The organism is Gimesia aquarii (assembly GCF_007748175.1).
Classification (GTDB): Bacteria; Planctomycetota; Planctomycetia; order Planctomycetales; family Planctomycetaceae; genus Gimesia; species Gimesia aquarii_A.
In genome coordinates this window covers 1423761-1436318 of record NZ_CP037422.1, presented here as the reverse complement: position 1 = coordinate 1436318, position 12558 = coordinate 1423761, and the positions used below count along the sequence as shown (strand labels likewise).

Annotated in this window: 10 protein-coding genes; 2 read left to right on the top strand and 8 right to left on the bottom strand. The window is 45.3% G+C overall.

The window, feature by feature from the left end; genetic code table 11:
• The first annotated feature begins 113 nt into the window (after positions 1-113).
• A complete protein-coding gene (locus tag V202x_RS05820; RefSeq protein ID WP_145172076.1) occupies positions 114-620 on the top strand; it encodes a DinB family protein in 507 nt (168 codons plus the stop codon).
• Positions 621-639: 19 nt separating this feature from the next.
• Here V202x_RS05820 and V202x_RS05815 read toward each other — a convergent pair whose 3' ends face one another.
• The 5 genes from V202x_RS05815 to V202x_RS05795 form a co-directional block, all read right to left on the bottom strand.
• Positions 640-1476, bottom strand: coding sequence for a DUF3467 domain-containing protein (locus V202x_RS05815; protein ID WP_145172074.1), 837 nt, complete (start codon positions 1474-1476; stop codon positions 640-642).
• Positions 1477-1610: 134 nt separating this feature from the next.
• On the bottom strand, positions 1611-2546 hold the full coding sequence (gene ispH / locus V202x_RS05810; RefSeq protein WP_145172072.1) for a 4-hydroxy-3-methylbut-2-enyl diphosphate reductase: 936 nt from the start codon (positions 2544-2546) through the stop codon (positions 1611-1613).
• Between the two features lie 313 nt (positions 2547-2859).
• Positions 2860-4722, bottom strand: coding sequence for a glutamine--fructose-6-phosphate transaminase (isomerizing) (gene glmS / locus V202x_RS05805; RefSeq protein WP_145172070.1), 1863 nt, complete (start codon positions 4720-4722; stop codon positions 2860-2862).
• A gap of 361 nt (positions 4723-5083) precedes the next feature.
• Positions 5084-6103 carry a hydantoinase/oxoprolinase family protein gene (locus V202x_RS05800; protein ID WP_145172068.1) on the bottom strand — a complete coding sequence of 340 codons (1020 nt, stop codon included), beginning with the start codon at positions 6101-6103 and terminating at the stop codon, positions 5084-5086.
• Positions 6104-6118: 15 nt separating this feature from the next.
• On the bottom strand, positions 6119-7093 hold the full coding sequence (locus V202x_RS05795; RefSeq protein ID WP_145172066.1) for an ATP-grasp domain-containing protein: 975 nt from the start codon (positions 7091-7093) through the stop codon (positions 6119-6121).
• 509 nt (positions 7094-7602) lie between these two features.
• Between V202x_RS05795 and V202x_RS05790 the strand changes: the two genes are divergently transcribed.
• On the top strand, positions 7603-9099 hold the full coding sequence (locus V202x_RS05790; RefSeq protein WP_145172064.1) for a hypothetical protein: 1497 nt from the start codon (positions 7603-7605) through the stop codon (positions 9097-9099).
• Between the two features lie 22 nt (positions 9100-9121).
• Here the strand turns inward: V202x_RS05790 and V202x_RS05785 are convergent, their stop codons facing one another.
• The 3 genes from V202x_RS05785 to V202x_RS05775 all read right to left on the bottom strand — a co-directional run bounded on the left by V202x_RS05785 (position 9122) and on the right by V202x_RS05775 (position 12519).
• Entirely contained in the window at positions 9122-10027 is a 906-nt protein-coding gene (locus V202x_RS05785; protein WP_232098869.1) for a hypothetical protein, read from the bottom strand.
• Positions 10028-10163: 136 nt separating this feature from the next.
• Entirely contained in the window at positions 10164-11465 is a 1302-nt protein-coding gene (locus tag V202x_RS05780) for a Gfo/Idh/MocA family protein (RefSeq protein WP_145172060.1), read from the bottom strand.
• A 148-nt stretch (positions 11466-11613) separates the two neighbouring features.
• A complete protein-coding gene (locus tag V202x_RS05775) occupies positions 11614-12519 on the bottom strand; it encodes a sugar phosphate isomerase/epimerase family protein (RefSeq protein ID WP_145172058.1) in 906 nt (301 codons plus the stop codon).
• Between the last annotated feature and the right edge of the window lie 39 nt (positions 12520-12558).

Genomic DNA, 12558 nt, shown 5'->3' with positions numbered 1-12558 from the left:
ACAAACTGTTAGAATAAGCGTGTATTGAGTCGTCAAATTATTTGCGACTCAATCCCATTCAAAACACCATTTCGTTGTGACTCTCTCACCATAATTGAAGACAGGATACTCCCATGACAATCGCCGAATCAATCCTCCCCGAATTTGATATGGAAATGGCGGGAACTCGCAAAGTGCTCGAACGAATTCCCGATGACAAACTCGACTGGAAAGCGCACCCCAAATCGAACAGTATCGGCTGGGTCGCTACTCATCTCGCGGAAATGGTAGGCTGGGTTGAAGGAACCCTGACTCAAGATAACTGGGATCTTAACCCGGAGGGTGGCGAACCTTACCAAGCTCCTGTACTTAATAGCCGTCAGGAAATCCTGGATCTCTTTGACGCGAATGTTGTCGCAGCAAGAAAACGCATCGCGTCTACTTCCGATGAAGAATTTGTGAAGTCATGGTCACTTCTTTCCGGTGGTGAGCCCCTCATCACGATGCCCAAAATTGGTGTGATTCGCACTTGGGTACTCAATCATAGTATCCATCACCGTGGTCATCTCTGTGTGTATCTGCGACTCAATGATATTCCCGTTCCCGCACTCTACGGCCCCTCTGCTGACGAGCAGGAATGAATAGCAGGCACATGAGGATTTAAAGATTACCTGGTTGCCCTCCTTCAGGAGGTTGCTGCCGCTTTTGCTGCTCCGCTACTTTTCGCTGAAACTGCTCAAATGAGTGTGTCAGCGAATCGAGCAGGCGGGGAATATTCGGTGCTGCCATATGCACTCGAGCAGAAACACACGAACGAGGAAAGAATGTCGTTATGAAATCAAAGGAAAACTCTGTCGCCGAATGACCGATTCGAACTGCATTCGCATATACGCCTGAGAGCATCTCATCAGGCAGCTTCAATTCATCATACAAGTCTTCTGCTGAAGGAGGCTTTTGTCCCGCTTCTGCAGGCTTAGCTACTGGCTCAGCAGCAGGTTGCTGGGGATTGCTTTCCGATTCTGCTTCAGGCTGTACAGCCTCACCTGAAGCTCCAGCATTGATATCTGAGCCCACACTCGCGACTGGCGGAGTCGGTGCTTCAGAAGGTGCGACTTCCATCCCCGGTCCGACATTGATGGCATCTGCAGAACCAGTCACTTGTTGAGGAATAGGAGTGGGTATGACTGGAGTACCAAACCGTTTTTCATAATTATTCAAATTGTCTCTCAGGGCGCGAATCATTTGCGGAACGACGCCAATGGGTAAAACGACGCGTGCGGCAACCTGTTGAGGTGTCGAAATACGTAACAGGAAATCCAGGATAAATTCGTGTCCCCCCTGTAAGACAACAGCCCCTGTGCTGAACACCCCGCGCGAAACCCCCTCAGGCACACGCGCACTCACCTGGGAATGCCTGATTTCTTGTGTGTGCCGTTCCTGATTCGATTCCTCAGAATGGTCGTCGTTGTTTTCTGCTGGTGTCAGATCATCACTCATATCTGCTATTTCAATTCTTTAAAGATTTGGTTTTTTCTTAGAATCGCACTCAAACCCGTATGCGACTCGATCTCTACTTTTTTTATAATAAACGAAATCGAACAATTTCGAAACCGGCACCAGCCTGGCAGTTTCTATTTTGATTGCAAGATACGTAACTCTTTGGGAAGTGGGAAGCGAACCGATTCTTCACGAACAACGGCATTTTCCACTTCTGCTTGATAATGGTCTTCTAAATGTTGCACTAACTCCTGAACGACTACCTCTGGAGCACTCGCTCCTGCGGTGATGAGAATCGCCTCGCATTCTTCGAGCCATTCTGGTAATAACTCATTCACACCATCAATTAGATAAGCCTGCTTTTTAGCAGACTTTCCGATTTCCATCAGTCGCTTACTATTGGAACTATTCTGACTACCTAAGACCAATACAAGATCGACTTGCTGTGCAAGTTCCGAAACCGCTTCTTGACGATTTGTTGTCGCATAACAGATATCGGCTTTGGGTGGACTCTCGATACCAGGATACTTTTTTGTAAGACTTTCGATGACTCTGCCTGCTTCATCAACACTCAATGTTGTTTGCGTGAGATAAGCTAATTTGTCATCCTCAGAAAATTCCAAAGCTGCGACTTCTTCTGGGGTCTCGATCAAGGTAATACTTTCAGGAGCTTCACCCATTGTGCCTATGACTTCATCATGTCCTTCATGACCAATCAGAATAATGTTATAGCCCGCATTTGCATATTTAATTGCTTCCGTATGAACTTTGGTCACCAGAGGACAAGTCGCGTCAATCGTACGAATGTTTCTGTCGCGCGCCTGCTGACGAATCACAGGGGAAACACCGTGCGCGCTGAACACGAGAATCGAATTTTCGGGAACATCGCTCACGGAATCAACAAAAACCACACCTTGCTCGGTAAACCGATTCACGACATGTTTGTTATGTACGATTTCATGATAGACATAAATATTACTACCAAAAATCCGAATGACTTCTTCGAGACATTCAATTGCCATATTGACGCCCGCGCAGAAACCACGGGGATTTGCCAGAATTACTTTCATTTTACTACATCCAGTTTTGCAGATGGATTGCATTACCTATCTGCTTAAGAAGGCTTGTACGCCAATTCAGCTGGCAGACAGACGCCTCATCGAGCTTAAGAACATCGATCAGGTAATTACCGGGTACCTCATCAGTCATTCTATGCGGAACGCAGAATTAAACCAAATCAGGAAAGTTTAATTTTCGCACTTTCAGGAGAGGTATGTCTGTATTTTGCTGTTTTCAGGGAGAAAGCCCATGTTTTCTCAAGAATGAAAGTCCTTTTTCAACATCAGAAACACAGAAACCAGCCTTTGCTCTTCCCTGATTTCACTACTCTACTGTAACACTCTTTGCCAGGTTCCGGGGGCGGTCTACATTACAGCCTCGTAATACAGCGATATGATATGATAAGAGTTGCAACGGAATCGCGGTAACGAGAGGCTGTAAGAAATCTTCAACGTCTGGGACATAAATGACATCGTCAGCAATATCAGCAATTTTTTTGTCCCCTTCACAGGCAATGGCAATCACAGGCCCTTTACGCGCTTTCACCTCTTCCAGATTACTCATGACTTTGGGATATATCTGTCCGCGTGGAACAACAAAAACACTGGGGGTCTCTTCGTCAACCAGCGCAATCGGGCCATGTTTCATTTCGGCTGCCGGGTAACCTTCAGCGTGTATATAGCTGATCTCTTTGAGTTTCAGTGCCCCCTCCAATGCCCCGGGAAAATTATAAAGCCGACCCAGATAGAGAAAATTATTGAAATTACAGTACTTGTTGGAAATGTCTTTGATGAGATCATTACACTCAAGACATTTCTGAATTTGATCGGGAATTTTTTGGATCGCATCAATAATTCTGCGACCTGCAGGGTAAGAGAGATGCCTCATTCTCCCCAAAAATAGTGCCAATTGAATCATGACCATCACCTGGGATGTAAAGGCTTTGGTCGAAGCCACTCCCACTTCAGGACCGGCATGCAAATAAATTCCACCATCTGCTTCACGGGCGATTGAAGAGCCAACCACATTACAAATCGCCAATGTGGGATGACCTTTTCGTTTGCATTCTCTCATCGCTGCCAGAGTATCTGCCGTTTCACCACTTTGGGTAATGGCGAAAATCATGGTATCGTTTGAAATTGGAGGATTCCGATACCGTAATTCACTAGCATATTCGACCTCGGTTGGTATCCTGGCAAATTCTTCCAGGAGATACTCACCTACTAATCCAGAATGCCAACTCGTTCCACAAGCCGTTAAGACGACTCGGTCAATGTTTCTCAGCTGCTGCGCAGACAGGTTCAATCCACCAAATTTCGCGGTTGCCTCATCTTCATCAATACGACCTCGCATCGCATTCTCAAGTGTCTGAGGCTGCTCAAAGATTTCTTTCAGCATGTAATGCTCAAAGTCACCCAGATCGGAATCAACACTTACCTGATCTAAAGTCTGAATCGATAATTTCTGCTGACCCTCATCGCGGTGAATGACTTCAACTTCATCTTCAGTGATAACTGCGATCTCATGATCAGAGAGATAGATGACTTCATCAGTATATCCAATCAGAGGACTTGCATCGCTGGCAATAAAATGTTCCCCTTTGCCCACACCGATCACTAACGGGCTTCCCAATCGAGCCGCTATCAACAGATTGGGAAGATCCTGGAACATGATCACCAAGCCATAAGTTCCCTTTAATTTCGATAGCGTAATTTCGACAACTTTAAGATAGGTCGAAAGCTCTGACGGATCAGCGCCCAGCTTAATCTGCTCTTCCAGATGATGAGACAGTAAATGCGCAACAGTTTCTGTATCAGTCGTTGTACGGAAAACATATCCCAGTGCCTGTAGCTGAGTGCGGAGCGAAGAATAATTTTCAATGACTCCGTTATGCACAATGACGACTTCTCCGTTACCCCCAACATGCGGGTGTGAATTTTGGTCATTGGTCTCACCATGTGTTGCCCAGCGTGTATGGCCAATTCCCAATGTTCCTGCAACAGGACTCGCTTTAAAGAGCGCCGCCATTTCGGAGACCCGGCCTTTTTTCTTACGAATCTGGATAGAAGGACTCTCATGAATGGCAACACCGGAACTGTCATATCCCCGATATTCCAGTTTTTGCAGACCTTGGATCAATACAGACCCCGCCTCTCGATGTCCGATATATCCGACAATTCCACACATATTTTCGCGCTCCATCGCTGAATGAGGGAAGTTATTTCGGCTTTATGTTTTTAGTCACAGTTCCAATCAAAATACAGTAAACACTGCACCATATCCCTGATTCCATCCGTTCGGCTGGAAAATATGGCAGCAGGAAAAATGACTTTGGCTCAAAAAACGATCGCCAGTAAGCACTTACAAGAGGCGAAAGATAACACAAGTATGAAAAATGAGTCAACCACTCTTAGACTAGGAAACCGTAAAGAAAGTGGTCATAACTGCACTACGCACAATCATATAAGCGTTTATTTTCAATAGACTTATATAATTCAATGATTACTAACTCCAGATTAGCTGACGACAGATCCTAAGCAACAATCTATTAAATCCGAACCCTTTCTGCCGCCAGGCGCGCGACGGCAAACGCACAGGCCGCATTCGAAATCGATCGATCAAAGATTTCTGCGACATTTGTAATGACAGTCTCGCTTAAAACCGGGTGAGCTCTAATAATTTTTTCGGCCAGAAAAACGGCACTTCCACTCATCAATACTGCCATTGGTGGTACTGACATTTGATCCACGACTTGATTTAAAGCCTGGTTAATCTGCTTCTGCTGTTGCTCAGCCAGATAATGAGCAACTTCCACGGCCTCTGCTCTTGTCATTTCTGAAACATCACAACAAACAGACTGGGCAATTCGAGCATAAGCGTTATCTTGAGTCGCCGGATTTCCATCAGCCGTATCGTGATCATGCAGATTCTCGGTATTCTCCTCGAGCAGTAAATAGAGATCCAATGCCGTGGCAAAACATTCTGCCGCTAATGGACACCATTGACCTCGGAACGGGACCTGCTGATCAATCATCGCAAGTGGCGTCCGACGTCCACCAGTATAAACCAACTCGCGAGAAAGCAATCGCTCAACGTCCGTCAGTCCTTCCGCAATGGGAATACCATTTTCTAATGGAATAATGTCTGTGGTCGTTGATCCAATATCTAACAGAATCCCATTTTGATCAGGAATCATCCGGCCTAGCCAAGTCGCCAGTGCATGCCAATTCGCGGCAGCAACCAATAGTGGAAATTCTCTGGCGATATCAGTTGGCAGGAACTCTGCCCCTGTCTGCCAGACAACTAAGGGAACAGGAGCCACCGCTTCTTCGGTTGCAGATAAAATTTGATCTACACCCGTCGCTTTTGTTGGGAAGCAGTCCGCTAATTCACCTGTCATCGTTACCGCCACCAGATCGGGACGTTGAAAACCTGAGAGTAACTCCTGTAATGTTGCTTTTAACAATTGAGGAGTTTTCCAAAGCGCAAATGGAATCGTCCTGGCGGCACCATCGCTGTCCGCTGATTTGATGTTTGCACCACCAATATCCAAACCAATCACATACATCAATTGAACTACTCTCTAAGACTGCATCTGGTTGATTAAAACAGTTCCATCGGGTCGAAATTGAACTCCCCGTGTTTCGTCCCACTTGAGTAATGGGAAGGCCGTTTCAGAATCAACAATCCGTTGAGCCAGATTCTCCTGTGTGAGTTGACGATAACCCGTATAGCTTGTTGTCAATCTCGGATTGATTTCGACAACCAATGGATCCGTGGGGTTCTCGTCTGGCAGTAGAAGGTCAAATCCCACATATCCCGCAAGGCCCGGTAACTCATTACACAAACGTTGGAGTAGATTCTGAACGGATTGCGTCACATCAATGGCAAGCTCACTCGGGATCGCTCCTCCCTGATATTGAAAACCGGATTCCCAGCAGATCCGCTGTTCTCCTATGGGGAAAAACTCTCTGCAATGGGAATTGACCAGAACCACTGCGGAAAGCATCTTGCCAGAAACAAAAGGTTGCACGATATATTCTGAATGATTTACTTGTCTATGCGAGAATTGTTCCTGCCAGTCATCAAGCTGTGTGAAATAATGCAATCCCAAACCTCCTGCACCAAAACGATGTTTGATGACACAGGGAAAGGTACAAGGGAAAGTCAGCTGTTGACTTTCAAGTAATAAAGTTGAGATCGTAGGAATCGAGCGATCATGTAAAAATTCATACAATCGCCACTTATCCGCAGACAGGTTAATCGATTTCAAATCAGAACCAACAACATATGCCCCCAATTGGATTGCTCGCTCGGTTCTTGAAGAAAGAATTTCATCAAATTCCGGAGCGATAATCCATACAATATCAGACTGTCGACAAGCTTGTTCGAAGCAAGCTTGTTCCTCCCTTGGATCACCCACTCGATGGACTTGCAAACGACCATCCTGTTCCCATTGACTGAAATTGGGAATGGCTGTTGTCAGATCTTCCTGTATGCATGTGATAATGTTGTAATTGGGGATGGAGATCAAATCAGCGATCACCGCCTCTAACATCGCGGTTCCTTCTACCAGTATAGAAGCATCCCTACTTGATATCTCACAGGCCCCACTACAGAGAAATTCAGACACAAATACGTTCAAAATCGTACCTTATTCGTTTTCAGTATTACAAAAAAACGACCTATGAGGAGTGGGAAATCGCCATTGGGATCTGGCTGATAGTCGCAAACCAAACCATCGTCTTAATTGTTTTAGTCTAAAGACTATGAGCTTATTTGTTAATTGAAAGGAGTCTGCATCTCACTGATTTCCGCACGTTTTATCATGTTTCTCTCATTGCATAAAACTGTATCGATAATTCCTGAGAATCAGGCCTATCATTCGTTTGAATCGTTTCATTGGTCACGAGAAATGTAATGCGGATGAAAGTAGATTTCATATCCATTTTAACGCTCTTACTATTTAAAAAAACACCTTATTCTTTCTCTGTTGAACTCAAGTTTGCATGGTAAACTTTAAAGAGATACGTTTACTTTTAATTTATTGAGGATTGAGGTCTGTACATGCCGGGTAGTCAGATTCGGCCATTTTCGAAACCTACTTCAGGAATGCTGCTACTGTTAATGCTCACAGCGGTTGTATCTGCCTGCTCTTCCCTTGCGCCGGGACAACGTTCCTCCTGGAAACTGACTAATCCGCCACCATTAGATCCGCAAAATGAATCATTGGAGAATCCTCCACAAAACCCCACTTCACAATCTCGGGAAACACAGAGGGTTAATCCGGAGACCATTCGCCAAAAACAACCACAGAACTCAGAGCCTGAAAAAGATTTGTTTGCTGTTCCTGAATCTGTGAATCGGAATCTGCCACCTCAGCCCCGTGATCTACCCGAACGGATCTCTCCTCGGCCAGAGTTAAAACGTCCGGATTATCTAAAAAAATCCCCACAGTCAAAGTCTGGTCCAAAATTGCAATCTGGTCCAAAGATGACAGCCCCCGCAACAACAGGCCCGCTGGAATTGTCTGTGGATGTCATCCCCAAACGACAGTTGGGGAGTGGTGCAACATTCTATGTCATTGCCAAAAATGTTGGAGACCGTGCCGTCAGAAACGTACTTGTCGAGTGTGAATTTGATACCGAGTTCCTCTTTCCGGGGAGACGTGAAAAGAAAATCGGACAACGTCTGGGGACCTTGCAGCCAGGTGAGTCCAAGGAAATTTCGTTAACACTCTACAGCGATATTCTAGGAAATCATTGCTGCCGGTTTCGCGCCATTGCCAATGGAGAAGAACTGGTCTGGAAATCTGTCTGTGTAGAATACGAGAAGAAACAACTGGACCTGTCAGTCATCGGCCCTTCCCTGAGAACCGTTGGAAGTCGTGCAGAATATATTGTGAAATTGTCAAATGTGTCAGATGTCGATTTAAATAATATTCAGGCAGTCATCTCTTATGACGCAGTCTTTGTTCCACGCGAAGCTTCTATTGGTTCAGAACGTGAGACAGGGCAATTGAAATGGTCATTAGACAAGATCCGTAAAGGGGAAGGGGTTCAGTTACAAGTCGAATTTGATTGTGAGGTTGCGGCCGAACATGCCTGCTTACAGGTCATGGTCTCCAGTCCTGAGCTTCCAAATGAACAGGCCTCAGCCTGTTTAAAAGTGGCACCCCTACAAGGTGTCCTGGATGTGCGGGTCCGAGATACAAAAGACCCGATTACGCGTGGCGAAGAGACAACCTATGAAGTCAGTATCGAAAACCGAGGCTTACAACCTGCCAGAGATATTTCTCTGCAGGCAAAGATTCCGCGTATGTTTCGCGTCGTTTCCGTCGAAGCACATCAGGGAAATCAAAAACTGAATTTACGTCCTGAAGTAAATCAAAACATTTTAAAGGTTTCTCCAGTGAGAGAGCTTCCAGCGGATGCTTTCCTGCGTTACACCATTCTTGTTAAATCAATTAGCTCGGGAGATGGTGAATTCGAGGTCACCATCAGTGGTGCGGATGCTAAAAAACTGGTTACGCGCGTTAGTGAACCGACCACGGTCAATCGTTGATATCGCTAATTTAAAAACGATCCTACTTGTTGTGTTTCGTATGTTCGGGAAAATCGCGTTCATAGCGTTTCACAAAGGCATCCATATCCGCAGGAACAATATACACTTTCCCCCGAATTGTTTTGGTCTCACCTGGTTTTAAACCTCCCAGACGAAAGTCTGCATGCAAACACCGAATGACACCTTGAAACAGCTCCTGATACGGTTCGAAGGCCGTCGCAAAAATCCACTGATTATCAGCACTATAGCAACCAATTAAGCCATTACTGGGAACGTTCTTGCTTAAAGGACGGGGATTGACATCGGTACGAGGTACATTGATCGGACACCAAACCTGTCCCGGAATGTAGCGCGCCTTGGTGGCCCAATTTTTTGTCGGCATCAATGCTGGCTTTCCATCCAGAAAAATAAATGACTTTTTAATATAGGCATATTTATCATCCGTAGCTGACTTTCCCAGACCTGTGAAATCCCCCACACGAATGCATGGTTGTGCCCAATGTACTTCGGAACGCTGTTTTGTAGGATTGTGGGCAACTAACTGGAAATCAACTTCATCATCTTTCGCGGTAATCTTGTGATGCACGGTCATTCCGTCCGCTACAGTGCACTTCAACTTGAGCACCGTCCGATCTTCATTCATCGAAAGTGTCTGAGTCTCATGTTTCACAACAGTGTGTTTCACCCAGTCGGCATCAGTGGAATTCGCACGACAGTAAGCCTCCAGATAATAGATGGGGATTTTTCCACCCGGAATATGATCTCCATGAATATAGAGCATATTCTTTTCACGAGAGAGCGTTAGTTTTGACTCTGCCGGTTTCTGTTCTGCCGAATTCTTACCTGCCCATAATCGAGCATCATTTTGAATCAAACAGGTTGAAATCATGACACCTAAATATAGAAGTGAATAAGCGAGCGACCTCATCACATCCCCCCAGATAAAAAATATACACAGCATATAATTAGTTTATGGAATTGTTTTATATTCAAAAAAACAACCGGCATGTATCATTCACGCCGGTTGTTCAATATACCTGAACTCGCTTCATTTCAATAGCAGATTAAACAAATGGAGTCACTCCAGGTGTGGCGACTTCAGGTGTCGGTAAAGACATTGCCATATCATATTTCTCAGGAGAGAGGTCTTCCTTTGAATTCATGGCTTGTTCCCAAGTGAGTGTTTTGCCGGTATAAGCGGACATCCGAGCAATAATTCCCATCATCGAGCTGTTGGCCATGTATTCGCCGTTATTGATGACGTCGCCATTTCGGAGTGCCTTATACATTTCGTTGTGTTCCAATTGATGCATATTGGTACGTCGGCGGGCTCCCTTCCAGGGATTTTTCCCTTCGATCCGATACTTCATCAGAGTCGCTGTACCTTCCGTACCAGAAACAGTATCCACGAACATGGAACTGCAACCTTGCTGGTGTCGCGTAGACGCAACGTATTTGGCTCCGTTGGCATACTCATACACCGTACTGAAGTGATCATAAATGTGACCGTAGTCTTCACCAGTACGCGTTTGCCGCCCCCCCACGCTATAACAACGTACGGGATACTCGCCCATCACCCAGGACTGTTTATCTAGCTCATGCACAAACTGTTCTGTGTTAAAATCACCAGAGAGCCAAGTATAGTAATACCAGTTACGCATCTGGTATTCCATATCTGACCACTCAGGTTTTCGCTTCACCATTTTGGCAACGCCACCAAGATAGCGCGTACTATGTAGTGAAATAATATCACCAATCCCACCATTATGAATCTTATCAACCATTTGTTGCATACCGGTTTCGTAACGCCAGCAAAGCCCGGAAACAATCGTTAAATTTTTCTGCTTGGCTTCTGCAGTCGATTTTAAAACCGAACGAATTCCGGGAGCGTCCACAGCTACAGGTTTTTCGCAAAAGACATGTTTATTAGCATCAATACAGGCTTTTAAATGCTGAGGGCGGAAATGAGGCGGCGTTGCCAGGAGTACCAGATCAACACCGGAGTCAATTAACTTCTGAAATGCATCAAATCCGACAAATTTGTGTTCCGCATCTACTTTCACACGGTCCTGAACTTCGGTCTTCTTGAGATTCTGATAACTTTTCTCAAGATGGTCACCAAAAGAATCAGCCATAGCAACCAGTTCCACATTTGGATCAGCCCTCAATGTTTGAGCAGCAGCACCGGTCCCTCGTCCACCGCAACCAACCAGTCCCACTTTGATCATTTCTGAACTGGCAGCAAAAGCCCCCGATGTGAGTGCAGGATTCACCACAAGTCCTGTCGTTGCGAGTGTCCCCAATGATTGTTTCAAAAAATTACGACGTGCTTGTAATGGTTGTTGATCGGAGGCATGTTCGTTCACGGGAAAGACCTTTCATTCAGGATGATATTGAATTCTGTCTTCGATAAAGCGAACCATTTCCATCGAGTTCGCCAGTGGTAGGATGTTTGTGGGAGACAATTACAGGGAAGTCACTTCTTAATTGTATTAATTTATTATCAACTCTGGATCAGGCAAGATCAAGAGCATGATCCATGCGTTCTGAAATATCCTGTAATCTTTGACGATCACCTCCTTTTACTTCAGCGGTCGCCCAACCTTGAGTGTAACCAATATCTAGTAAGGCCTTACGTACCGATGGCCAATCACAGTCTCCTTCGTTGAGCTCCACTTGAAAACCCTTCCAGAGCCCTTCGTCGATTTGCTTTTTACGGCTATATTCTTTGATGTCCAGTTTTACAATCCGTGGACCAAGCACACGAATCCATTGATCTGGCCAGCCAAAACGAACCACATTCCCCACATCAAAATAAACTCCAGCAGCAGGACTCTTCAACTCGTCGATGAAACGCGCCATCTCTAATGGGCTAAGCAGAAAATTATTCCAGACATTTTCGACTAATAATTTGATGCCCTGCTTTTCTGCATACGGCAGGTGCTTTCTTAGCTTGGTTTGCTGTTGCTGGTAAACAACATCATAAGGGTTTTTCTGATCAACGCGTCCTGCCACAACCAGCACGCTTGTCCCACCATAGTACTTCGCTTGATCAATCGAATCTTTCAACTCATCACGACTACTGTTTAGAAATCCATGTACTTGGACTCCAGTGGCATCAATAGCTTTTCTGACCTCTTTCGGATCCACTTTCGTGCGATAATGAATCTCCGTCCCATCGAATCCCAGATCTTTTAGCATTTTGAACTTATCGAGAACCGCAATTTTCTCCAGAATCATCTGATACTTGACGGCTTTTTTAATCTTACTTTTGGAAGACTCTGCCTGTCCCTCTGCTGACTTTGCAGTAAGAGGGGAAACCAGACTTCCTGCCAGTGCAGACGCGGTAACCTGTTTGAAAAATTTTCTCCGCGAAGTTTGATCTTGTAAACCAATAAACTTGTACGATTGATCTGACATCTTGTATTCCTGTCGTCTGGCCTGGTAGTTAACGGTGTT